36 protein-coding genes are annotated in these 21,543 nt (G+C 70.7%); 20 read left to right on the top strand and 16 right to left on the bottom strand.

Annotation, left to right across the window (positions count from 1 at the left end):
• Positions 1-3: 3 nt before the first annotated feature.
• The 12 genes from ACFVHI_RS19035 to ACFVHI_RS18980 form a co-directional block, all read right to left on the bottom strand.
• Complete coding sequence (locus ACFVHI_RS19035; RefSeq protein WP_380340821.1) at positions 4-543, bottom strand: hypothetical protein; 540 nt, start codon at positions 541-543, stop codon at positions 4-6.
• Positions 504-845: a hypothetical protein gene (locus ACFVHI_RS19030; RefSeq protein WP_380340819.1), complete on the bottom strand. Its 342-nt coding sequence runs from the start codon at positions 843-845 to the stop codon at positions 504-506. The genes ACFVHI_RS19035 and ACFVHI_RS19030 overlap by 40 nt, the downstream gene beginning before the upstream one ends.
• Positions 846-1,463: 618 nt before the next feature.
• Entirely contained in the window at positions 1,464-2,060 is a 597-nt protein-coding gene (locus ACFVHI_RS19025; protein WP_380340816.1) for a hypothetical protein, read from the bottom strand.
• 19 nt (positions 2,061-2,079) lie between these two features.
• Positions 2,080-2,508 carry a hypothetical protein gene (locus tag ACFVHI_RS19020; RefSeq protein ID WP_380340814.1) on the bottom strand — a complete coding sequence of 143 codons (429 nt, stop codon included), beginning with the start codon at positions 2,506-2,508 and terminating at the stop codon, positions 2,080-2,082.
• Positions 2,505-2,792, bottom strand: a complete 288-nt coding sequence (locus tag ACFVHI_RS19015) for a DUF5403 family protein (RefSeq protein ID WP_380340811.1) — start codon at positions 2,790-2,792, stop codon at positions 2,505-2,507. Before ACFVHI_RS19015 ends, ACFVHI_RS19020 begins: the two co-directional genes overlap by 4 nt.
• Entirely contained in the window at positions 2,767-3,156 is a 390-nt protein-coding gene (locus ACFVHI_RS19010) for a hypothetical protein (protein WP_380340808.1), read from the bottom strand. Before ACFVHI_RS19010 ends, ACFVHI_RS19015 begins: the two co-directional genes overlap by 26 nt.
• Positions 3,153-3,581 carry a hypothetical protein gene (locus ACFVHI_RS19005; RefSeq protein WP_380340805.1) on the bottom strand — a complete coding sequence of 143 codons (429 nt, stop codon included), beginning with the start codon at positions 3,579-3,581 and terminating at the stop codon, positions 3,153-3,155. The genes ACFVHI_RS19010 and ACFVHI_RS19005 overlap by 4 nt, the downstream gene beginning before the upstream one ends.
• An 8-nt stretch (positions 3,582-3,589) precedes the next feature.
• Positions 3,590-4,582 (bottom strand): P22 phage major capsid protein family protein, encoded by a 993-nt coding sequence (locus tag ACFVHI_RS19000; protein WP_380340919.1) that lies wholly within the window; start codon positions 4,580-4,582, stop codon positions 3,590-3,592.
• Positions 4,583-4,705: 123 nt separating this feature from the next.
• Positions 4,706-5,200 (bottom strand): hypothetical protein, encoded by a 495-nt coding sequence (locus tag ACFVHI_RS18995; RefSeq protein ID WP_380340802.1) that lies wholly within the window; start codon positions 5,198-5,200, stop codon positions 4,706-4,708.
• Between the two features lie 7 nt (positions 5,201-5,207).
• A complete protein-coding gene (locus ACFVHI_RS18990; RefSeq protein WP_380340799.1) occupies positions 5,208-6,059 on the bottom strand; it encodes a hypothetical protein in 852 nt (283 codons plus the stop codon).
• Positions 6,019-7,479 (bottom strand): phage portal protein, encoded by a 1,461-nt coding sequence (locus ACFVHI_RS18985; protein WP_380340796.1) that lies wholly within the window; start codon positions 7,477-7,479, stop codon positions 6,019-6,021. The genes ACFVHI_RS18990 and ACFVHI_RS18985 overlap by 41 nt, the downstream gene beginning before the upstream one ends.
• Complete coding sequence (locus ACFVHI_RS18980) at positions 7,479-9,140, bottom strand: terminase (protein ID WP_380340793.1); 1,662 nt, start codon at positions 9,138-9,140, stop codon at positions 7,479-7,481. Before ACFVHI_RS18980 ends, ACFVHI_RS18985 begins: the two co-directional genes overlap by 1 nt.
• Before the next feature lie 99 nt (positions 9,141-9,239).
• Here ACFVHI_RS18980 and ACFVHI_RS18975 point away from each other — a divergent pair, with 99 nt between their 5' ends.
• Positions 9,240-9,497: a hypothetical protein gene (locus ACFVHI_RS18975; RefSeq protein ID WP_380340790.1), complete on the top strand. Its 258-nt coding sequence runs from the start codon at positions 9,240-9,242 to the stop codon at positions 9,495-9,497.
• A gap of 10 nt (positions 9,498-9,507) precedes the next feature.
• Here ACFVHI_RS18975 and ACFVHI_RS18970 read toward each other — a convergent pair whose 3' ends face one another.
• The 3 genes from ACFVHI_RS18970 to ACFVHI_RS18960 are packed head-to-tail and all read right to left on the bottom strand — an operon-like array spanning position 9,508 to position 10,419.
• Positions 9,508-9,735: a hypothetical protein gene (locus ACFVHI_RS18970; RefSeq protein ID WP_380340787.1), complete on the bottom strand. Its 228-nt coding sequence runs from the start codon at positions 9,733-9,735 to the stop codon at positions 9,508-9,510.
• A 13-nt stretch (positions 9,736-9,748) separates the two neighbouring features.
• Entirely contained in the window at positions 9,749-10,099 is a 351-nt protein-coding gene (locus tag ACFVHI_RS18965) for a hypothetical protein (RefSeq protein WP_380340785.1), read from the bottom strand.
• Positions 10,096-10,419, bottom strand: coding sequence for an HNH endonuclease (locus ACFVHI_RS18960; RefSeq protein ID WP_380340782.1), 324 nt, complete (start codon positions 10,417-10,419; stop codon positions 10,096-10,098). Before ACFVHI_RS18960 ends, ACFVHI_RS18965 begins: the two co-directional genes overlap by 4 nt.
• Before the next feature lie 574 nt (positions 10,420-10,993).
• On the opposite strand from ACFVHI_RS18960, the gene ACFVHI_RS18955 reads away from it, so the two are divergent.
• The 12 genes from ACFVHI_RS18955 to ACFVHI_RS18900 all read left to right on the top strand — a co-directional run bounded on the left by ACFVHI_RS18955 (position 10,994) and on the right by ACFVHI_RS18900 (position 15,828).
• Complete coding sequence (locus ACFVHI_RS18955) at positions 10,994-11,272, top strand: hypothetical protein (protein ID WP_380340780.1); 279 nt, start codon at positions 10,994-10,996, stop codon at positions 11,270-11,272.
• A 31-nt stretch (positions 11,273-11,303) separates the two neighbouring features.
• The gene (locus ACFVHI_RS18950; RefSeq protein ID WP_380340777.1) at positions 11,304-11,504 is read left to right on the top strand and encodes a hypothetical protein; all 201 of its coding nucleotides are present in this window, start codon (positions 11,304-11,306) and stop codon (positions 11,502-11,504) included.
• Positions 11,505-11,532: 28 nt separating this feature from the next.
• The gene (locus tag ACFVHI_RS18945; RefSeq protein ID WP_380340774.1) at positions 11,533-12,351 is read left to right on the top strand and encodes a hypothetical protein; all 819 of its coding nucleotides are present in this window, start codon (positions 11,533-11,535) and stop codon (positions 12,349-12,351) included.
• Between the two features lie 53 nt (positions 12,352-12,404).
• A complete protein-coding gene (locus ACFVHI_RS18940) occupies positions 12,405-12,593 on the top strand; it encodes a hypothetical protein (protein ID WP_380340771.1) in 189 nt (62 codons plus the stop codon).
• A 40-nt stretch (positions 12,594-12,633) separates the two neighbouring features.
• Positions 12,634-12,942 carry an antirestriction protein ArdA gene (locus ACFVHI_RS18935; protein WP_380340767.1) on the top strand — a complete coding sequence of 103 codons (309 nt, stop codon included), beginning with the start codon at positions 12,634-12,636 and terminating at the stop codon, positions 12,940-12,942.
• A gap of 115 nt (positions 12,943-13,057) precedes the next feature.
• Positions 13,058-13,381: a hypothetical protein gene (locus tag ACFVHI_RS18930; protein ID WP_380340764.1), complete on the top strand. Its 324-nt coding sequence runs from the start codon at positions 13,058-13,060 to the stop codon at positions 13,379-13,381.
• Between the two features lie 90 nt (positions 13,382-13,471).
• Entirely contained in the window at positions 13,472-13,717 is a 246-nt protein-coding gene (locus ACFVHI_RS18925) for a hypothetical protein (RefSeq protein WP_380340761.1), read from the top strand.
• A complete protein-coding gene (locus tag ACFVHI_RS18920; RefSeq protein ID WP_380340758.1) occupies positions 13,714-14,040 on the top strand; it encodes a hypothetical protein in 327 nt (108 codons plus the stop codon). Before ACFVHI_RS18925 ends, ACFVHI_RS18920 begins: the two co-directional genes overlap by 4 nt.
• Before the next feature lie 91 nt (positions 14,041-14,131).
• The gene (locus ACFVHI_RS18915; RefSeq protein WP_380340755.1) at positions 14,132-14,629 is read left to right on the top strand and encodes a hypothetical protein; all 498 of its coding nucleotides are present in this window, start codon (positions 14,132-14,134) and stop codon (positions 14,627-14,629) included.
• 86 nt (positions 14,630-14,715) lie between these two features.
• A complete protein-coding gene (locus tag ACFVHI_RS18910; protein ID WP_380340752.1) occupies positions 14,716-15,195 on the top strand; it encodes a hypothetical protein in 480 nt (159 codons plus the stop codon).
• Positions 15,196-15,220: 25 nt separating this feature from the next.
• Complete coding sequence (locus tag ACFVHI_RS18905) at positions 15,221-15,436, top strand: hypothetical protein (RefSeq protein ID WP_380340749.1); 216 nt, start codon at positions 15,221-15,223, stop codon at positions 15,434-15,436.
• 35 nt (positions 15,437-15,471) lie between these two features.
• Entirely contained in the window at positions 15,472-15,828 is a 357-nt protein-coding gene (locus tag ACFVHI_RS18900; RefSeq protein ID WP_380340746.1) for a hypothetical protein, read from the top strand.
• A gap of 298 nt (positions 15,829-16,126) precedes the next feature.
• Here the strand turns inward: ACFVHI_RS18900 and ACFVHI_RS18895 are convergent, their stop codons facing one another.
• Positions 16,127-16,807 carry a hypothetical protein gene (locus ACFVHI_RS18895; RefSeq protein ID WP_380340743.1) on the bottom strand — a complete coding sequence of 227 codons (681 nt, stop codon included), beginning with the start codon at positions 16,805-16,807 and terminating at the stop codon, positions 16,127-16,129.
• Positions 16,808-17,659: 852 nt separating this feature from the next.
• Between ACFVHI_RS18895 and ACFVHI_RS18890 the strand changes: the two genes are divergently transcribed.
• The 7 genes from ACFVHI_RS18890 (at position 17,660) to ACFVHI_RS18860 (ending at position 21,530) form a co-directional block, all read left to right on the top strand.
• On the top strand, positions 17,660-19,222 hold the full coding sequence (locus ACFVHI_RS18890) for a hypothetical protein (protein WP_380340740.1): 1,563 nt from the start codon (positions 17,660-17,662) through the stop codon (positions 19,220-19,222).
• Positions 19,222-19,746, top strand: a complete 525-nt coding sequence (locus tag ACFVHI_RS18885; protein WP_380340737.1) for a DUF6879 family protein — start codon at positions 19,222-19,224, stop codon at positions 19,744-19,746. Before ACFVHI_RS18890 ends, ACFVHI_RS18885 begins: the two co-directional genes overlap by 1 nt.
• A 24-nt stretch (positions 19,747-19,770) precedes the next feature.
• Positions 19,771-20,622, top strand: coding sequence for a helix-turn-helix domain-containing protein (locus tag ACFVHI_RS18880; protein WP_380340734.1), 852 nt, complete (start codon positions 19,771-19,773; stop codon positions 20,620-20,622).
• A 97-nt stretch (positions 20,623-20,719) separates the two neighbouring features.
• Positions 20,720-20,938 carry a hypothetical protein gene (locus tag ACFVHI_RS18875; protein ID WP_380340732.1) on the top strand — a complete coding sequence of 73 codons (219 nt, stop codon included), beginning with the start codon at positions 20,720-20,722 and terminating at the stop codon, positions 20,936-20,938.
• On the top strand, positions 20,935-21,132 hold the full coding sequence (locus tag ACFVHI_RS18870) for a hypothetical protein (RefSeq protein ID WP_380340729.1): 198 nt from the start codon (positions 20,935-20,937) through the stop codon (positions 21,130-21,132). The genes ACFVHI_RS18875 and ACFVHI_RS18870 overlap by 4 nt, the downstream gene beginning before the upstream one ends.
• Positions 21,129-21,377: a hypothetical protein gene (locus tag ACFVHI_RS18865; RefSeq protein WP_380340726.1), complete on the top strand. Its 249-nt coding sequence runs from the start codon at positions 21,129-21,131 to the stop codon at positions 21,375-21,377. The genes ACFVHI_RS18870 and ACFVHI_RS18865 overlap by 4 nt, the downstream gene beginning before the upstream one ends.
• A gap of 6 nt (positions 21,378-21,383) precedes the next feature.
• Positions 21,384-21,530: a hypothetical protein gene (locus ACFVHI_RS18860; protein ID WP_380340723.1), complete on the top strand. Its 147-nt coding sequence runs from the start codon at positions 21,384-21,386 to the stop codon at positions 21,528-21,530.
• Positions 21,531-21,543: the final 13 nt, after the last annotated feature.

Below are 21,543 nucleotides of genomic sequence, written 5' to 3'. Positions count from 1 at the left end.
CTCCTACGTGAGTCGGACCGGCGCGGGCCGCTCTGGCGCGTTGGAGCGCGCGAGCACGGCCGCCGGAAGGCGGAACGTTTCTGCAAGAGGGGCAAACGGTTCGGCGAGCACCATGCCGCCGCCTTCGCCGACCTCGCGCTGGAGGGCGGCGGCGAAGGGGCTTGTGCCGGTCGGCCGGCCGGTGCGCTTGGCGTACGGGCGCGGATACGGCTTCGGCCGCTCGACCGTGCGAGGGTTCTTCGAAGCCTTGGCGACCTGTACGTGGGTGAGCGCCTGCACGGCGTCCACCAGGTCCGCCAGGACGTAGGTCCGGGCATCCCAGCCCAGCGCCTCACGGCCACCGCGGAGTGCGGCCAGCGTCGCCGAGTCGTCGGGGAATGTCCCGATCAGGGAGAGGATCAGGCGAGCGGAGTGCCGGCCCCGGATGAAGTCCAGGACGTCCACGCCGCAGAAGCGGCGCAGGTCGGCGGTGATCTCCGCGCCGTGCTTGTCCAGCAGCCCGATCAGGCCGGAGCTTCCCCCGGCGCGGCCAGCTCCATCCACCGCTCGACCACGGTCATGGTCTGCTCCAGCGGCAGCGCGTCCACGGACTCGCGCATGGCCTTCTTGTCGGAGGCGACCGCGACCAGCAGGCCCGTCATGGCGTCGATGCGCCGCTCGTTGCTGACCTTCTCGGACTGCACGATGTCCAGCAGGGCGAGCGCCGACTTCAGGTCGCCGCCGGGCAGGGCCTCGATCCGGCGCAGCCGGATCTTCTTGCCGCCTGCGGCGATGAACTTCAGGCCCTTGCCGGTGTGCTTGCGCTCGGCCTCGGCCTTGAGGTCGGCGAAGTCCAGGGTGGTCAAGTTGGGAGTCTCCAAGGGTGGTGCTCACGGTGAAGCGAAAGAAAACAGCTTCGTTCGGAACGGGTTGACAGTGATGACTAGGAGTCAGAGAATTTGAGTAGAGAGAGGCCCATCACGGCCCCTCACCCACTGCCGCTCAGCGGCGGGGGGCTCAGCATGGAAGAAGTGGCATCTCAGTGCCGGGCACTTGATGCGTGTGCTTCTTCCGTACCTCACAGTTGTGTGAGGGTGAGTGCCCGAAAGGGCAGCGGCCCATCAGTGCCGCAGGATGCCGGAGCCAGTGCTTCGTCATCCACCCGAGAACCTGCGCCGGAAGGTCTCGATTCGTCTACCGCATGCGGTAGATCGGGTCGAGTCCTGCATATGGCCAGGTCAACTCCCGATCTGCCTTGAGATCAGAGGAGTTGTTGTGCAGGTTCCGGAGTGGCTGGCACCTATCAGCGTGGCCGTCAGTGCCGTCGTGCTCATCCTTCGGGCTGTTCTCAGGCGTTGGATTCCGTCGCTTAGCGAGGACACGATCGTCACCAGCCAGGCGCTTCGGAAGCTCCGGGACGAGTTGCGGCAGTGGCGGGAGCCAGCACCTCAGGCGGCGCATGGAGAGGTCGGAAAGGGGCCTGATCAGGCTGCGGGCTGAAGGCCGGCGGCCAGGTCGAAGACGGGGCTGACCGTGCCGAGCGGGGCGGCCTGGTTGAGGGCCACGACGGTGGCCTTGACCGGCATCTCGGTCAGGGCGGCCGGGTCGATCTTGACGGCGTCCGCGCCGATGATCGACGTTCGCGGGTAGTGCCAGACGACCGCCTTGCCGCCGTCCACCGCAGCGATCATCAGCGCCCGGTTCTGCGCGGTGGGGGACGTCGGGATCGAGAACAGGCCCTTGGAGTCCAGCCCCTTGTCGGTGCCGTAGTAGAGCTTGTACGACTCGGCCGTGAAGTCCTCCAGCGCGATGGCCACGGAGTACGTCTTGCCGGGGTCGGTCGTCTTCAGGCTCTTGGACTGCCAGCTCCCGAGGACTTCCGGGTCGTCGCCGTCCACGGCCATCTCGATGCCGGTGTCCAGCGAGGTGTTCCCGATGCTCTTCCAAGTCAGCCCGTTCGGGCCCCACTTGGTCGAGTCCTTCGGGTCCCACCCGGCCTTCAGGTCCGGCAGCGGGGTGCCCGGGGAGGCGACGTAGATGTATCCGGTGCCCGGTACCAGGACCGGGGAGTCGTCAGCCATGCTGACTCCTTTCCGGCCCTCAGCGGGGCCTTGTTGCGATCATGTAGTTGGCGGAGAACCGGTAGAAGTCCGGCTGGGCCTCGGTCATGGGGTCGGTGGTCATGATCGGCCCCGTGGCCTCCCGGAAGCGGGACAGGTAGCCGTCCGCGTTGCCGAACTGCTCGAAGGTGAGGCGGACCAGGCCGGCGCGGGCGCGGCGAGCCAGCAGGGAGGCGTCCGTGCGCGAGGTGGCGTAGGTCTGGACGACGAACATGCCCTCGTCGATGTGCCTCTTGTCGCGCATCACGCCGCCGACGCGGCGGGCGATCACCAGGCCGCCGCTCTCGCGCAGGGCGAACTGCCAGTCGGTGGGCAGGTAGACCGCGCACCGGATGCCGGGCAGGGTGGTGCGCAGGGCGTCCAGGACGATGCGCTCGGAGTCGGGCATCAGGTACGGCTCCGGGGTCACCACAAGGCGGCCTCCATCGCGTGGATGCCGTCCACGTGACGCCCGGCCCGCTCGTTCCAGCCGCCCCAGTTCTTGTGGGCGGCCAGCGGGTCCAGGTTGACGATCGCGTAGCCCTTGGCGTGGCGGCGCACCTTGATCCCGGCGATGAACTCGCCGGTGTCGACGTGCAGGCTGGCTTTCGCGACGACGCGGGCCGCTCGTTCCTCGGCCTCCAGCTTGAGCGCGCCCATCACGCCGGGCAGGGCGGCGACCACGGCGTCACAGTCCGGCCGGATCTCCGCCACTCTGCCCACCGCCTTCCACGATCACGGTCACGAATCGCATGCGGTCGGACGCGCCGTGGTGGGCGCGGGGCGGATCGACCACGGCCCAGCGGGTTCCGGGGTCGCCCGGGTCCTCGAAGGAGACGGCGGACCACTTGTCGATCACGGTGTCCGGCGGGAACACCACCTTGCGGCGCACCGGTGGGGACCAGCCGACCTGAGCGCCGACCGGGGCCCGCCACCCGGCGGCGTCGCCAACCGGCTGGACCCACGCCGAGTAGGTGCTGCTCGGGCCGGGTGCCGGTCGCCGGTCGCCGTAGCCGTCATCGACCATGCGGACGGTGTGGACGGTCACCCGGGTGCGTCCGCGTTCCAGCAGGCTCACGCGGCACCCCGGTAGTCCTCGGGGTCCGGGAACGGGTAGCCGGTGCGCAGGCCCCGCGAGACCGCCTCGCGGCGGCCCTGAACGGACTTGAGACCACCGCGGCCTGCCGTCCGCTCGATCAGGGCGACCTCGCCCCGGGTGAGGGCAAGGCCCATCGGCGAGCCGTCGGGCATGCGGTAGGAGACCTCTCCGGCCTGTTCCTGGACGTATCCCTCGGGGTTGCGGAAGCGGCGGTCGGCGAGGGCCAGGGCCAGGGTGCGGATCACCGGGGGGTGGCGCTGTGGGGTCCACGCGGGGTGGCCCTGCGCGGTGATCACCCAGAAGGCGTCTTCGAGTGCGGCGCTGGCCCGCTCCCAGTCCGGTGTGCCGGGCTCGGGGGCGGGGCGGCCGAGGCGCTTGAAGAGGTCGGCGACGTCGAGCGCCACGGCCCCGGTCAGGCGGCCAGGGCGAAGTCGGCCGTCTTGGCGGCGACCGGCTCGCCGGTGAACGTGACCTTGACGCCGCGCACCTTGACCAGGTTCTTCGGGTCCTGCCAGTTGGTCTCGCCCTTCTTCAGGTCGGTGACCAGGGTCGCGCCCCAGTAGGAGGAGAGGAAGCTCCGCTCCATGGCCGCGCCGCTGTTGTAGTCCTTGATCCACCTCAGCGAGAAACCGTCCGCCGACTGCCGGCCGCCCTTCGCGGACTCCGGGACGGACGGAGCACCGGAGACGAGCTGGATCGCGCTGCGGTGGAAGGCGTAGAGACCCAGCGGGTTCAGCTTGTCGTTCGTGGACTCCACCAGGCGGAAGCCGTGGATACGCCCGAGGGTGCTCTCCTTCAGGGCCGCGCCGCCATCGGCGTGCTCGTTCGCCTTGAGGATGTTCGGGTCGTTGAGCAGGTAGAACGCGGCCTCGGAGCCCAGGACGACGGTCCGGCCCTCAGCGGGGACGTTCTCGCGGTTGAGCTGGACGCGCAGGCGGGCGAGCGCCTTGCGGATCATCCGGCCGGCCTGCTCGTCGCCGGCCGCCTTGGTGAGGTCGACCGGGATCTTCGCGGCGCTCGCCACCTCGGGGAACTCGGTCATCGCGCTAGCGACCTTGTTCTCAAGGCGTTCGGTGACCGAGTCGATCTGCGGGACCATCACCTGCTCACCGAAGGACAGTAGGTCGAGCGTGAGTTCGGCGTCGGAGAGGTCCACCGCGGAGTAGGCGTGGGTGTCCATCTTGACCGTGAGAAGACCCTCGTTCAGGTTCTCCGACTGGATCCAGGTCGAGGTGTCGTTGAACTTCCTCTTGGCGTCGATGGCCTCTTCCGCGCCCTTCAGACGGGCGGGGCGGCGGATCGAGAGCACCTGACCGGTGGCGTTGATGAACTCGGACGCCGGGCGGCGGTCGAACATGCCCGCCAGGACCACGGAGTCCTTGAGGTTCGCGAGAGCCTGGCCAATGAGCTTGTCGGGGTTCTGGAAGGCGTTGGCACGTGCGGGGTTGAGAGAGATAGCGCTGTTCCTCGGGGAGACGAAAGGCCGCCCCGGGGCAGGGCGGCCTCATGTAGTGCGGGTGGGGGTGGCTCAGATGCCGAAACGGCGCTGGCGCAGCTTCTCGGCCAGGCCCTTGTAGGGGTCGGGCTCGGAGTGCGGGGTCAGCCCGCCGGCACCCATCAACGGCTTGGGCGCGGCGACGGCGGCCAAGGCCTCCGCGTGCTGGCGCACGGCGGCTTCGTCACCGCCCTGGACCAGCGCGGCGAGGACCGGCGGCAGGGCGTACTCGGCGGCGATGCGGTCCCGAAGGGCCTGCTCCTGGAGCTGGGCCACCTGGGCGCGCAGCTCGTCCGCCTCGACGCCGGCCTCGTCGGAGCGCTCGCGGGTGGCGGCCAGGTCGGCCTGCATCTTCTCCCACAGCGCCTTGTAGTCCGGCTCCGCCGGGACCGGGGCCGGGCTCTCCTGACCGCCGTCGGCGGGCGGGCCCTCGGGCTCCGGAGCTGCGGGCGGCGTGTCCGGGTGGACCACGCCGCCGGGGATCGCCTCGGCCGGGGTCGGGGTGTCGGGCGTCGGGGTCTCGGGCACGTCTCTCCTAAGTCTTCGTGGTCTTGCTGTAGTAGGTGCGCCAGTCCGCCAGCGACCCGCCCCCGAAGTCGCGCCACATCCGGCTGAACCTGCCGTTCTCGGCTGGGAGTTGGTAGCGGCGCGAGAAGATGGGGACGGCCTGGCAGTGGCAGTGCGGGTGCGCGCCGAACGCGGCCGTGCGCTTGGACTTGTAGACCGCGCCGCGCGAGGCCATCAGCGCGCAGAAGTGGCAGGGGGAGCTGTCGGTCTTGCGGTAGTAGCCGAGCGCCCCCGGGTCGTCCTGGAGGGCGGTGTGGATCACGTCCCGGCCGCCGTCCTGGACGAGCATCCCGCCCGCCCCGGCGCTGCCGGTCTTCAGCGACTCCAGGAACTCGCGCTCCCAGGCCACCAGCTCCGCGTCGTCCAGCGCGGCCGAACCTTTGCGCTCGCGCTCGTGCTTGGCGACGCGGTCAGCGACCTGGTGGCGGAACGTTTCTTCCACCCTGTCGGTCTCGCGGGCGATGTCTTCGGCGGGGAAGGGGTTGCGGGTGTCCACGGGCAGCGGCTCGCGCGGTCCGGTGCCGGTGCGCTTGCCCGTGGCCCTGTTGAAGTCGGCCCACAGGGAGCCGAGCGAGGCACCCGGGCGGTAGCCGGGGCCTCCGATCACACGGCCGGTCGCCAGTGCGCGGACCAGCCGGTAGAAGGCGACCGATAGCACCCGGGAGGCCGCCGCGGATTCGCGGATCGCCGCCGCGTACTCGGCTTCGAGTACGGTCAGCGAGTCGGCCAGGTCCCGGGCTTCGACGGCGGCCAGGGCCTCGGCCCAGCGAGCGGCGAACTCACCGGCCAGCGCCTGCTGCGCGAGCTGGTACGCGGCCACCGCCCGAAGGATCTCGGCGGACCTTGGAGTCCACACCACCGCCCGCCTCCTTCTGCTGCTTCAGGGCCTCGGCCTCGGCGGCCTCCGCCTTGCGGGCGGCCTCCTCGGCGGCCTTCACCGCCTCGTCAATGTCCGCCTGGCTGAAGCCCGGCACCTTGCGCAGCGCGACGCTGAGCGGGACGCCCTGCTGCATCAGCTTGACCATGGCGTCGGCGGCCTGCGCGAGGCTGCGAGTTGCCTTCTCGCCCCACTCGACCTGGCTCTCGTCCTGCTCGATCTCGCCCCGGCCGGCCGCGAGCGCGCACAGCCGGAACACCGACTCCCACGACTCGCCCAGCGAGTCCTGAAGCGTGGACAGGAACCTCTTGAACGAGGTCTCCGCTGCGGCCAGGGCGTCCGCGCTCAAGTTCACCAGGTTCGACCCGGCGAGGTAGTGCGGCGGCACATCGGCCAGGCCCATGATCTCTTCGATGGTCTGACGGCGGGACTTCAGCAGGTCCGCTGTGGGCATGGCCGGGAGCTGGCCGAACTTGGCGTCACTGTTCGGGGCCATCAGCAGCGTGGACGGGTCCAGCGAGGGCACGTCGTACACCGGCTCGCCCGTCTCCGCATCGCGCAGCGGGTCACCTGTCTCCGGGTCCAGGCGCTCGGACGGCGCGAGGCCGGTCGCGTAGCGGATGGCGTGAGCGCCCCAGTGCTCGTTGAGCAGCAGGGACAGCGTCTGCTGGTTGAGGCGGTCCTGCGAGGTGACGAGCGGTTCGACCAGGCCCCGGGTGCGGCCCCGAAGGTCCACGGCCGGGGAGAACCGGACGACCGGGCAGACGTTCATGCCGTGCGGTTCGGTGGCGAGCACCGCGGCCTCCGGCTCGGCGTCCAGGTCGACGGTGTGGCGCGCGACGTCGTCCCACAGGTATGCGAGCGTGCGGTGCTCGTCGGGCTGCTGCTCGGGAACGTGCAGCGCGTACACCGGGAACTCGTCCCACGCCGGGTCGGCGTAGACGGCCACGGTGCTGATCGCGTCGTACGCGCGGATCAGCGGCTCGCGGCGGCCCCGGCGCGGGTCGGGGGTGACCACGACGTACGCGGCCCCGCTGGTGAGGGCGGCGCGGTGAACCGCGTTCTGCCGCTCGTCCAGCCGGTTCTTCTGCCAGTACTTCCACTCGAAGGCGTTCTCACCGCTGCCCGGCTTGCGGAAGCCCTGCACCCGCAGCGCGTTCAGCGGGGCCTCCACCGCCAGGCCGGAGACGTTCACGATCGACCGCTTCACCAGGTCCTTGAACTCGCTGTTCGCCTTGGCAGGCATCCACGGCGCGCGGTGCAGGCCCCGGGCGTAGCGGTCGACCAGGTTCAGCCGCTCCTGGTCGCGGTCGATCAGCCCCTTCGCGTGGCGGGCACGCGTCAGGACGGCGGGGAGGGACATCAGAACCCTCCTCGGGTCTGTAGCGTTCCGGGCCGCTTCTGCGGCTTGAGCTTGCCGCTCTCGGTGAGGCGGCGGTGGGCGATCCAGGCGATCACCATCGCGGCGTACAGGTCGACCTTCAGCTTCGACTCGCGCGACTCCTTGCCGAACGAGATCCCGTACTGGTTGGGCCTCTTGCGCGCGTTGAGGGTGTGCCGGGTGAGCGAGTAGTCGCGCACGTGGGGCAGGGCGGAGGTCTCGATCGCCCCGACGAGCGCCATGTGCTCGGTGGTGATCTCGCGCTGGTTGGCGCGCATGTCGAAGCCGACCGTCGACTTCCCGGACGCCTTGATCAGCAGGTGCTTGCCGTACTTCTCCGACCAGTCGGCGACGTAGGACTCCCACCCGGCGACGTCGGCGAAGAACGCGGTGACGGTGTACTTCTGGAAGACGTGGCCGACCATGTCGTTGACCTCGGCCCCGTCGACTTCCCAGTGCTTGCCGGCCGGGCCGTCGGGCTTCTCCCACAGCGCGATTCTCTGGACCAGCTTGTCCCGAACGCGCATGGCCAGCAGTGCTGTTGAGTCGTCCGTCTTGCCGCCATCGAATGACAGAATGATTCTCTCACCCGGCCGTATTCCATCGGCTGGCTCGACCGTGGCCAGGTCCCAGGTGTCGCGGTCCACCAGCGCGTCATCGTGTGAGCTGAGCTGGTTGAGGTACTTGCGGCGGGACTCGTCCTCGGACGTGGAGGCGGACCAGATGTCCTTCATCACGCGGTCGGGGTTGATCCACACCGAGTCGCCCCGGGCGCACAGGATCGCGGCGCGCAGCTGGTCCTCGTCGGCGAGGTCGACCCCGGCCGGGGCCTCCACCGAGTCGTAGTAGATACCGGCGTCGCGGTTGACCCCGTCGCGTTGCTTCTGGAAGGCGTACCAGGTGCCTTCGGCCACCGACTCCTCGCCGATCACGGGGGCGTTGGTGATCTCCATCGTTCGCCCGCCAACTTTGGTGGCGTTGGGCCGAATGGTGGCTGCCAGGCGGGGGCCCCCGGTGGCTTGCACCCAGTGCCACGTTTCGTTGAGCAGTGCCAGAGATGGGCGCCCGCCCTCCGCAGCGCGGAAGCTGGACGCCTTCGCCTCCAGTCGGCACTGGCGGCCGTCGGTGTCGGTCTGGCTCGCGTAGCAGACCTCTTGGCCGAGCTTGATCGCGTACCGGTCGATCGCGGCCTGGCTGAAGATCGTGGAGAACGCGCTCATTGTGTTGACGTTCTGGCCGGCCGCCGTGGCGAAGATCTGGACCCACGCCTCTTGCGGCGGGCCGCCGATCGGCGAGCCGTCGGGCCGGAAGCCGACCAGGCGGCACGGGCCGACGAACTCCATCGCGCAGACGCTGGCCATCATCGGGTCCTTGCCCCACCCCTTCAGGCGGCGCAGGGTGCCGGACTCCCAGCGGAAGGCCCGGCCCCAGGTCTCGGGGTCGTTCGGGTCCTCGGGCACGGCGTCGTCACGCAGCTCGTACCAGCGGGCCAGGATGCGGCACTGCTCGGGGCTGTACTTCCAGTCCGGCCGGAAGGCGTGCGCCGACCAGCGCAGCAGCTCGCCCGCGAGGGTGCGGTGCGGGTGCGGGACGGTGTCCGCGATGGTGCGGACCGGCTCGTAGGTGATGGTCAGCGCCGTCACCTCCCGGAGCGGATCTCCTCAGGCGGCACGGTGGGCCGCTCTGCTCAACTCGGAAAGCGGGCAGCTGAATCGGCCCAGAAGACGCTCTAAGCTGTCGCCATGTCAGAGCACTTTGATGGACTGGACCCGCTCCCGGACGACTCGCTTGATCCTGTTAGCTCCGCAGCCGTCCGCCCCGAACTGCTGGCAGTTCTGGCCACCGGGGCGATCATCGCGGTCGGCATGTTCCTGAAGACGCTGGTCGACATCCACGCGACGCAAACCGAAGCTGAGACTCGCCGGTTCGAGAGCGTGCAAGAAACCAGGCGTGAGGAACTGCGGCAACGCCGGGCGCAACCCCCTCGGGAGGAAGACTGACAACCCCGCTCTACGGCTTGGCTGCCTCCCGGCGAGCGCGGGCTTCGAGCAGCCGGGCAGCGTCAGCGGAGACGTGCTCACCGGCCGCGAAGGGCGAGCTCATGTCGTGGGCCCACAGCTCGCGGGCAACGGCGTGCGCGACCTCGCGGTCTAGGCACGCCTCGTAGTAGACGATCGTCCGCGCGATGCGCAGGGACTCGTCCGAGGGCCCGGCGGCCCGGGTCTTGCGGCGTGCCACGGCGGCCCCCTTCTCAGACTCGGTTGCCCCAGCGGGCGGCGATCGCGTCGCGGGCGTTATGGCCACGCTTCGGGCCCTCGCCCTCACCGCGGATCTTGGCGAGGTAGCCGGCCGCGCTCGCCCGGTTGGTCTGGGCCTGCGCGATGCCGGGGTGCAGGACGAACATCCCGGCGCGGTTGCCGCCGGGGATCATCTGGCCTTCGCGCTTCACCACGGCGTCGAGCTGGGCAGCGCGGGCGAGCATCGGCGCGGCGATGTCGATCAGCGCGAGGTCGGTCGGCTCCAAGTCCAGCTCGGTCTCGTACAGGGCGACCAGCGCGGCGCGGATCTTCGCCGGGTCCTTCTCGGTCGGGTCGACGTTCAACGGACCTCCCCGGGGTGTGGTCGGCGGGTTCGGGCGGGCTGCCAGCGCTCCGCGGTGGCTCGTCGGCGGGCCCGGCCGGCGTCGGCCGCGTCCTTGCGGAGCACGTGCCAGTCGCACAGGGCGCGGAGGTTGGCGGGGGCGTCGGAGCCGCCTTCGGAGGCGGGGACGATGTGGTCGCAGTGGCGGGCGGGCTCGGCGCACGGCTCGCCGGTGTCGTAGCGGACGTGCTGGCAGCGCCAGGCGTCGCGGTTCATCACCGCGCGGCGAAGGCGAGCCCAGTGCGGGGGCAGCGGGGTCGTCCGGCGCGAACTCGCGGGCACAGTGACCTCCTTGAGCGCAGGACCCCGCCAGGTGCTCGACCACAACCGGGGAGAGAGGACCGATCGGGGAGCGTTGCCCTGGCGGGGCTGCGAGGGGAGGCCGGCCGGGTGCCGCAGCAACATGTGCGCGCACGCGCGCGGAGCGGCCTCCACATGTATTAAGCGGCTCCGGTTAACACGCCGGCCGACGCCCGTGGTCTCACTCTCCGCAATCAGTGTGTGACAAACAGTCCATCCTCGCTGGTCACGCTGTGTAGATGATCCAGAAGAAGGGGTCGGCCGGCGTTCGTATCGGATCTCGACTGCTATGACGCTCCGGGCAATGAAGGAACGCGCGCGGGAGGCACCCCCCGGGTCACCCCGCAACAGCCGTCGAATCGTCGCGACTGGGCAGCCAAAACCCTTGTGCAGCAACGAAGTTCAAGCTTCTTCGCGAGCGCGCGCGTCTTCCGACTTGGCGAGAACGAGCGTTCAGCTATGTGTGATGCAGGTCACGCACGTCGCATTGGACATCCGCTGTGAGGGTCGGGCAGTGTTGCCCTCAGAGTGACGGACCGACCGAAACGAGATCACAATGCGTAACCACTGCACCCCCGCCGCCCTGGGCCTGGTCATGCTGCTGGCCGGGTCGCCGTGGCAGACCCACAACTGGGGCGGAGGACTCGCGGCGGCCCTGCTGACGGGCCTTGTCGCCCACTGGGTGGGCAAGGTGCCCGGACTGGTCAAGCGGGCCGTACAGGGCCCGTCCGAGGCCGCTGCGCCCGCCGTCGCCCCCGCCCCGGTGAACGCCTACGACCGCGACCGCGCCGAGACCGACACCCGACGGGGCAAGCGCAACCGCCGCGCCCGTTGACCCTGCCGACTCAACACCCGGAGAACCCGCGATGAACCTGCGCCACACCCTCGCCGCGCTCACCCTGTCCGCCGTAACTGCACTCTGTGGATGGCTGGTTGGCCACGCGACCGCCGCACCGACCGCACCCGACACCGGACGCGTCGAAGCCTTCAACGACGGATGGCAGGACGCCATGCGCGACGCCTGCGACCAGGGCAGCGCGTACGCCTGCGACTGGCTCTCCCGCTAACCCACCCGCACCACGCAAGGAACGCACCATGAACGCCACGCTCGCCCCCGAACTCTGCGCCACTGTCGACCAGTTCGGGAACTCCTGGGACACCGCACAGAACCTGATCAGGGAGTGTGAAGGGCACGACTGGGCCCGGATCGCGCTCGTGATGGACGTGTCCGGGTTCCTGGAGGACGGGGACCACTGGTACGCCACCGAGGCGGAGCAGGTCCGCGCGGCGTCCAACTACGCCGCTGCGAAGCGATGGTTCACGGAGGAGTGCGGCCCGATCGGCGGCGCGTGGGACGACACCGGGTGGCTCATGTACGACGCCGACAACCCGGCCGCCGTCGCCGTGGCCGAGCGCATCACGGCCTGCCTGCACGGATACCCGATCCTGGACGACGACGACCACAACGAGCGCGAGCACGCCGCCATGGTCGAAGAGATCGAGGGCTCACCCCTCACCCTGCCCGACGGGGTGGACGGGGAGGACGTGCTGCGCGAACTGCACTGCCCGTCGCTCGGCGAGATCACCATGGCCATGGTGGAAGACGCCCTCTCCGGCATGGGGTACACGCAGTGCTCCGACTGCGACGAGTGGCTGACCGTGATGGACGCCCGGGACGGCGAACCACTCTGCCGCGACTGCGCACTCGAAGAGTCGTGCCCGCCCGTGCGCTGGACCACGCCGACCCTGTACGGCGGAGCCGGGTGGACCACCGGCAAGCCGCTGACCGACGTCCTGACGCCCTACCTGGACGGCTACGCCGCCCAGCAAGGGGCCGCATACCGGGAAGACGTGCGCGCCATCGTGCGCGGCTCCAAGCAGGGATACCGCGCCATCTACGGCCGCGCCGCGTAGACACCAGGCCCCACCCCCTCCCAACTCCCGCACCCCCGAACGGAAGCACCACCATGACCCGCACCGCCGCCCTTGAACTCGCCCACTACTGGCCGCGACTGGCCAAGGTCGCCCAGGACCACCCCGAGCAGGCACCCGAGCTGTGCGCCGCGTTCCTGGACATGCGCCACGACGACGTCACCGCCTGGGGCCTGGACCTCATGTTGGGCGAGCTGCTGGACGACCCGCGCACCGCCGCCTGACCCGCCCCTCACCCCGCACCGACCCGAGAAAGACACCACCATGAGCCGCACCGCCGACTACCTGACCGAGCTTGCCGAAGACGCCGGAATCGTCGCAGAACTGGAAGCCCTCACCGCCTACGCCGCGTACGTCGGCAACGCCAAGTACGCCGTAGCCACCTTCGAAGACGCCTACTGCGGCCAGTGGGACGACTTGGAGGACTTCGCCCACGACCAGCTCATGGAGACGGACGCCGAGTACCGCGCGGTACGCGAGAGCTGTCGGGGGTGGCGTGCCTTCCCGGACATGACCGCGTGGGAGTGCGACTACACCCACACCAGCGGCAACTACGTCTTCCGGTCGCTCTGAGCTGCGCCCCTTTGGTGAGGGCCCAGCACCACCGCCGGGCCCGCGCCATGGGTGCACAGACACCAGACCCCACCCCCTCACACCTTCCCCAGAAACCACCCCCGGAGGCACAGCCATGCCCGTCGACCTGTTCAAGACCACCACCGTCGACCAGTCCTTCGCCGCGATCGTCGCCGACGTCCCCGACCTCGACATCGCCGCCGATGACGAGTTCGCCTGTGAGGACTGCGGCGGGAAGCTCGAAGCCGCCGCCCCGCTCTGGTTCAACGTCCGACGCCGCCCCGACGGAACCCCCGTCCTGGACGTGTACAGCGTCGGGATCGAGTCGTCCACGGTCAGCTGTGACGACTGCGGCCGGGCCGCCGGGGTCCGCCTGCACCGGCTGATCACCGACGCCATGTGCCCGTTCAACGCCGCGCTTCGCGGCATGGAGGTCTGAGCCGCTTCGGTGGCGGCCGGACCCCCTCCGGCCCCCGCCATGGCTGCTCAGACACCAGGCCCCACCCCCTCACCCCGAAGGAACAGCGCCATGTCCACCGCACAGCTTCAAGCCCTCGTTGACCGTGTCCGCGAGAACGAACGCGACTGGGAAGCCTCGTTCGTCGCCAACGTCCCCAGCTACGACCCCACCAGCCCCGACCAGCCCGCCGACGACGAGCACATGAACGACTGGGACGAGATCGACGACCGCCGCGCCTTCGACAGCCGGGACCTGCTGCTCGAACTCACCGCAGAACTCGAAGCGATCATCCGCGAGATGGAGGGCGGCCGGTGATCAGCGCCGAGGACTTCGCGCTCCTGTCCCACTGGTCGTACGGCGACCGCATCGGGGCCGACGTCGCCGACCCCGACCGCACCGCGACCGCCCGGCTGGCGGACGCCGGATACCTCACCCCCGGGCCCGTCCACGGCGTGTGGCGCGTCACCCCGGCCGGACACGCCGCCCGCGCCGAGTCGGACCCCGACGACGAGGTGGACCCCGCCGAGCTGGACGAACTGCGCGCCCGCGTCGCGGCCGTCACCGCCGCGAACGCCGCGCTGCGGACGGAACTCGCGGACATCAGGGCGGACGTGCTCCGCCTCCTCCTGAGCCGCTGACACCAGGCCCCACCCCCTCGGCCGGCGTCGGACGCCCCGACGTCGGCCGGGCCCCAGACCCCCCACCCCGCACCATCCGCAGGAGACACCAGTGCCCACCCCCGCCGCTCTCACCACCACGCTCCGCCTGCCCGGCGAGAAGAAGCCCGTCGTCGTCACCACCCCGGCCCGGCAGCGCGGCGCACAGAACAAGCACACCAAGGCCGTGCAGCTCGCCCTGGATCTGCCCACCGCCAGCAGCCCCGGCCGCGAGGTGAAGATCGGGCCCGGCCCCCGCCCCGCCACCAAGCCCAGCAAGGTCCGCAGTAAGGGCAAGGGCTGGCAGCGCTGGACCGAGAAGGACGGCACCGTGCGCTACGGCGTCGCCAGCGAGACCCACCCGGGCGAACTCGGCCTCGCCTGCCCGGCAGTGGCCAAGCCCCGCGCCCGGTACCGCGTCGTCGTCCCGGCCGACGGGGGCGAGCCCTTCGCCATCGTCACCGCCCCCGGATTCGGCTGGTTCCGCGACCGCGACACCGAGATGACCCCCGCCCTGCTCCAGGACTGCCTGCCCGGCCTGCTCGTCAGCAGCACCGAACTCGCGGCCTGACCCGCCCCGGTGCGGCCCGGACACCCCTCCGGACCGCGCCGAGACCGGCCAGACCCCAGGCCCCAGCAGCACAGGAGAGCAACAGCATGCCCAAGTACATCGTCGCCGTGGACGTCATCAACGTGCACGTGGTGCCCGTCCTCGCACCCACCCCAGGGGCGGCAGAGGCCGAGGCCGAGCGGATCATCGCGGGCGACTGGGAGACCTGGTGGGACCACACCGAGCCGCTGTGCGTCGGCGATGCCCTCACCGAGGCCGAGTGGGACGCCGAGCAGGAGAGCATCAGCCGCACGGGCACCAGCGGCCAGCCCGGCCCCCTCCGGGCCCGCCGCCCGAAGGCCACCCCCGCCCCGAAGTTCCGCGCGCCCCGCACCGACCACCACACCGACGGCACCGAATGCCCGCCCAGCCACAAGCACACCAGCAGCGGCAAGCCGCTCACCGACGGGTGCCCCGGCCGGGCGTACTCCACCGCCACGTGCACGTGCGGGTGGACCACCCGGAACACCGCCAAGGGCTACACCGACGAGACCCGCAAGCGGCACCTGTCCACCGAGCACCACTGACCGCACCCCCGTGAAGGAACGCCCAGTGCACGCCACCTCCGAGCCGCTGAAGGTCATGGACCTGCCCCGGCACCTCACCTTCGGCTACGCCACCCCCGGCACCGCCCCGCACGTCACCGGCGCGGACACCCCGCTGCCCGAGCGCCGGGCCCTGTGCTCCCCGGCCCTGCCGCTCACCTCCGACTGGGCGCGCAACGCAGACCCGCTCTGCCCCGCCTGCGCCGTGCTCGTCCAGCCCTGACACCAGGCCCCGCCCCCGCCCCCTTGGAGACCCCAGTGCCCACCCCCACGCTCCCCGCCACCCGCTACACCCTCACCTACCCCGAGCAGCCGTCGATGGCCGTCCAGTTCACCGTGGCCCCCGACGCCAAGGGCACGTGGACTGTCGAACGCCAGCCGTACGGTGCGGCCGGCCGAATGCTCGCCGGGGACCAGCCCCGCCAGTACTACGGCGACGAGGCCCAGGCCCGCGCCGAAGCCGCCTACCGGGGACTCGTCGTCCGGGAGTGCCTGCACCTCGGGCAGCTGCTCGGCATCTCCCTGGGACCCCGGGACATCCGTTTCCGCGACGGCCACCCGACCATCGACGGCATGGACGCCGGGCAGTGGCTCGAAGCCCTCGGTACCGACTGACCAAGCCCCGATGGGTACCAGGCCCCACCCCCGGCCGCAGGAGAGACACGAGTGGCCATCCCCGCCGCCGCGCTCCGCCCGCCCGGCCAGCCGCCTCCGTCACCACCCCGGCCGCCCCGTTCGGCGCACAGGCCGATGATGTGTAGGCGAGGACGTTTGACGTGCGGGCAACAGCGAGCCCAGGGGTGTTCAGCGGCTCGTTGATCCCCGTCCCTGGTGTCTGGGTCGCTGAGTGCTGTGGCAGACCCCGGACAACTTCCCTTGTCCGGGGCCCGTCGGAGTGCCTAGCGCCAGGCCTTCACCAGGTGATCAGCGCGTAGCCCGGGCCGCCTGCCCCACCGGCCGTCCCGGCGGTGCCAGCGGTGCCGGTGGCACCGTTGGATCCTTTGTTGAGGACACCGCTGGCTCCGTTGCCGCCCTGGCCTCCCGTGTCGGCGTTGCCGCCATTGCCGCCCGCGCCACCGACGCCGGTCCCGGCGGGTGGGGTGACCGCGCCGGCGGGCGCGGCGACGGGAGGAGCACCCGCGCCGCCTGTGCCGCCGGAGCCTCCGGCCTCGCCCGGGCCGGGGACAGATCCGCGCCTGCCCTCGCCGCCGGTGACACCGGCATTGCCCGGGCTGCCGCCCAGGCCGGCGGATCCGCTCGCGCCGATCACTTCCGTGACGGCCGTGCCCTCGCAGCCCCCCGGATGGGTGAAGGAGGCCGCGCCGCCTCCGTTGGACGCCCCACCCGGCGAGCCGCCCGCTCCGCCGGGCGCGGTGTTCTCGCCGGCCTCGCCGCCGTCACCGCCGCTGCCGCCGGCGCCGGCCGGACCCCCGCCACCCGGGAGCCCCGACGCGCCGCTGAACGCCGCAGCCCCTTCAAGCGTCCGCTGGTTCTCCACCAGGGTGAAGAACAGGCCGCCCCCGGTGCCGGTGTTCACTCGTTCGCCCAGGCTGCCCGGACGCCCGGTCTCCCCTCCCCCTCCGTTGACGGTCACGATCCCACCGTCGCCGCCGCCACCACCGGCCCCGCCGCCACCGCCGCCACCGCCCAGGGTGTTCCCGATTCCCAGATTGGAACCACCGCCACCGCCGCCGCCACCGGCTCCGCCGGCTCCTCCGCCACCGCCACCGGGCGCCCCGGGTGCCCAGGTGTACACGGTCACCGACGTCACCCCCGCCGGCACCGTGAACGTCCCGTTTCCGGTGAACGGCATCTGATTGGTCGGCTGCGCCGCCTGGGAGACGGCCTGCGGTACCTGGGCGTCGCTCGCGCCCGCGGGGAACGGCGTGGCGAGAGCGCCCGTCGTGGCGGCCAAGGCCACGAAGGCCGCGGATACGGCGGGCAGCCGTCGCGCTCGACCCGGGCCGGTGACTATGAACGGTGTACGCACGGATTTCTCTCCTTCGATGAGGCGGCTTCGGTCGTGCGGCGAGTGCTCCGGACACCTCAGGCTTCATGCCAGGCCGTGACTTCGCCGTCACAGGTCAATCGTGCCCAGAGCACCACTGCTGCGACAGATCTGAAGGGCATCCGAGTGGCGCGTAACGGCGCAATGTGGCGGACAGCGGAGAAGGGGCAGGGCGGGAGATGGCCTGGTTTTGCTGAAGTCGAGGCCCTTGTCGCGCCCGGCCGATGGCACCGGGCCCCACCCTCTCCCCAGGGGTGGGGCTCCGGTGTCGAAGTGCCGGGTGTCGGAGCCCGGTTGGCATTGAGTCCCACCGTAAGAGTGCTGTGTATATATCTTTTTTAAAGTGTCAAAAAAATGACACTAACGACATGGCCCTTACGCCGTACCGCCCACTCCACCACCCTGCGTGACCACAGGCCCCACCCCCAGGAGACCCCAGTGCCCACCCCCACCCGCGCCCTCTGGATACCCGGAGGCGGCACCGCCCTGGAGTGGGGCCTGCGCAACCCGTGCCCGGTCGGCGTCGGCCCCGGCGGCTATCGCGGCCAGGGCGGGAAGGTGTGGTGCCTGTGGTGCGGCGACCGGTACACCGGGCGCCCCGCCCAGGTCGGCGACGACCACGGCCACCGCGACGACGCCCACCACGCCGCCCGCCTCCACGCCGACGGCCACGAGAGCGATTTCCGCCGCTTCATCACGGCCGAGCGCACCCGGGAGGCCCGCGAGAAGTCCGGGTGGACCAGCAGGGTCTACGCCCTCGTCGCGGCAGCTACCCTGCCCCCTGGCGAAGGCGGCGTGTGGTGGGACGGCACCGGCTACCGCCTCGTCCCCGCCGGGGCCCGCACCGACGCCAAGGGCCGCCGGGTGCGTCGCCGCGTGGTCGAGCTGGTCATCGAGGCCGGGTTCCTCCAGCAGGACGAGCACGGCGACGTCGTCGCCACCCTCGACGGCCGGGCCATGCTCACCATCTGGCGGCACCACCGCGCCGACCTCGCCGAGCCCTGGCCCGCCCGCCACGAACCCCAGGCCCTACCCCCGCTGCCCGGCGGCCAGGAAGCCGCCCGCCGCCGCGAGGCAGCCCGCCAGCGCATGCTGGAGCTGGAACGCCAGGCCGCCCAGAGCCGGGCCGAGTTCCTGCGGTGGCGGGAAGAGGCCGAGCAGCAGCACCAGGCCGAGCAGGCCGTCGCCCGCCAGCGCCGGGCCGATGAGCAGGCCGAGCGCGAGCGCGCCCAGCGGGCCCGCACCGGAGCGGACATCCACCTCACGTGGTCCGCGGTGGCCGCCGGCCGCTGGAGCGTCACCGGTGCCGGCCACGACCGCCGACTCGACATCACCCTCAACACCACCGACTTCCCGGCGGACATGTACGAGATCCGGGAAAACGGCTACTTCATCTCCCGCCACCGCTACGAGCACCAGGCCGAGGCCGCCGTCCGGCAGCTGCTCGCCGACGGCGTCGAGATCGGCGAGCGGACACCAGAGCCCACCCCCGCGGCCTCCACCGAGCCGGACCCCGCCGAGCCCGCCGGCCGCTGGCACCAGGCCCCACCCACTCTCTGTGACCGCATGCACTCTTCTCGGAGGCGAGTCGACCGCGCGGCATCCCTGGGAGCTGCGATACCTCGCCGTCGGGCGGACTTCATCGCTGAGCTGGCAGTTCGTCAGAAGACGAAACGCCTGACAGGGTCTTTGCTCGCAGGCGATCCTGGTTTTGGCATCAACGACCATGCAAGATCGCGCAAGCGGAGTGACAGGAGGGGTAGCCATGACGATACGGTTCTTTGGTATCGACCCGGAGACCGGCCAGGGGAACAGCCCAACCGTCTGGGTGGACGAGGGGAACGGGGACTTGCTGGTTCAGACCTATGTGGCCGACGAAGCGTCGATCGACGGCGTCCTCGCCGCCGGCCACGGTCCGGACCACGAGAACACGATCCCCGCGCACGAGGGAGTGTTTCGGATTCCGGCCCGCATGGTGCCGATTCTCAGGAAGGCGTGTGATGAGGCAGAGCGTTCCCAGCTTCTTGGAGATGCTGGACTCGGCGACGAGCACGGCAGTACACCTGGAGCTGCGTGACCAGTACGGCGTTGCCGAGGAAGCCTCAGAACTCGCCAAGTGGCACCGCGGCGAAGCCGTCGATGTGGACCCCGACTCGGAGTACTGGAGTGGGTGGAGCGACCTCGTCCGCCGCACCGTCGCCCGAGGCGTCCAGGTGCGACGGGCCCGCGTCGTCTCGGTACCGGTCACGGACTACGTCCGGTACGAGCACCACATCACGAGCGTGAACCTCGCCATCGGCGAGCAGGTTCGCTGGCTGTCCCGCACCGGGGCGTCGGATCTGGCCCTTCCGGGTAACGACTTCTGGCTCGTGGACGGTCGCGCCGTTCGCTTCAACCTGTTCGACGGGCCCGGCGCGGCGCTGGACCCCCAGTACTCCGAGGAACCGGCGGTTGTCGAGCTGTGCGCCAACGCTTTCGAAGCGGTCTGGGAGCGTGGAGTGGAGCACGAGAAGTTCGCAGTCTGATTCCGTACGCAGGACCGCCAGATCATGCCCCTGTCTCCGTCGTCCAGTGCGCAGAGCGCCCGCGAGACGATCGCCAAGAGGTTGAAGGCCCTACAGCAGGAAGCTGGCCTGACAGGGCATGATCTGGCCCTGCGAACCGGCTTCAGCGAGTCGAAGGTCTCGCGGATCGCAGCCGCCAAGACGCCCCCGTCCGCTGATGACATCCAGCGGTGGTGCGCTGCATGTGACGCTGCTGAGGGCGAAGCCGCCGATTTGGTGGCCGCGAGCCGCGCCGCAGACGAGATGTACGTTCAGTGGAAGCGCCTCCACCGAACGGGGATGAAGCACGCGCAGGAGGCCATCCTGCCCCAGTTCGAGAACAGCCGGCACATCCGCATGTACTGCTCCAACGTCATGCCGGGAATCGTTCAGCGCCGTGACTACGCCCGTGCGCTGATGGGGACCATCACGGCCTTCCAGAACACGCCGAACGATGTAGAGGCTGCGGTCGAGAGCCGCCTTCAACGAGATCGCTACCTTCGCCAGGGGAACCGCACCTTCGCCTTCGTCCTGGAGGAGACGGTCCTGTACTACCCCCTCGGTGACGCCGCCGCCATGGCGGACCAACTGCGCCATCTACTGGACATCATGGCTCTGCCCCGCGTCAGCCTCGGGGTGATCCCCTTCCAGGCCCCGCGAGCCATGTGGCCTCTCGAAGCCTTCTACATGTTCGATGACCGGCAGGTCGACGCGGAACTACTGACCGCCATCGTCAAGATCACGGCTCCGGGTGAGATCGCCGCTTACTCGAAGGCGTTCAAAATCCTCTCCGGCATGGCGATGCATGGCGGCGCGGCGCGAACCCTGATTGAGCAGGCCATTCGCGGCCTTGGGTGAATCCGTGCAAGACGGTGCAAGACAGTGGCACCGCCTGTAGCCGAGTCCCTACGGTCTATCACGCACCCCCACCGCCACGGCGAAGGAGGACAGACCGATGGTGAGACGCAACCCCCCGCGTGTGTACCGCGAGGCCGTTACCGGGCCCTCCAAGTCCGAGTTGCAGCGGGCCCCGGCCGGCTGGAACCCGCTGGACGACTACAGGGCGGCCAACGTCGCCGGACGCGCCCTCTCCGTGGGTGGTGAGATCCAGATCGCCGCCGTGCGGTCCTGGTGCACCTGCCCGCGTTGCCGCGTCCACAGGGACGCCGCATGAGCACGGACGGAAAGGGCGCGGCCGTGGGCCGCGTGATCCAGGGCGACCCGGTCCGGCACCGCACGGACGGCTGGACGGGCACCGTCGCCGAGACCCCGAGCAGGCTCGCCAACCACGCCTGGGTGAACCGGGACAGCTCCTCTGACCCGTACCCGGAGTTCGTCCTGCTGGTGGACTTGGAGGCCGCGGATTGAGCACGCTGCCGCTGCACTCCTCGCCCACGGGTGAGGGGATGGTCGCCGACCGGCCCGACGGCTTCCGCGAGGGGACCTGCTGGGTCTGCCACCGGGAGACGCTGGTCTGCGCGGGGGCCTGGCTCCAGGCCCCTGGCGAGGCCCAGGGCACCTGTCACTCGGTCTGCGACGACTGCATCATCCGTGCCCGCAGCCACCACCGCCGCGCCGCCCTGCGGGCCGTGCTCGACAAGCGGCCGGCGTAGGGCGGCGTGGACGACCAGAACGAGTACCGCGAGGCCGCCGAGCAGGCCGCGCGCGGGGTTCCGACCCCTGTGGCGGTCGCTGTCGCCTACACGCTGTCGCTGCTCGCGCTGATGGCGCTGGCCACCGCGCTGATCGCCTCCGGCCGCTTCTAGCCGACACCTGCGC

Origin of the sequence: Kitasatospora sp. NPDC127121 (assembly GCF_042677305.1) — a bacterium.
Taxonomy (GTDB): Bacteria; Actinomycetota; Actinomycetes; order Streptomycetales; family Streptomycetaceae; genus Kitasatospora.
Note: the sequence above shows the minus strand (reverse complement) of the source record. Positions and strands in the feature narration are given on the sequence as shown.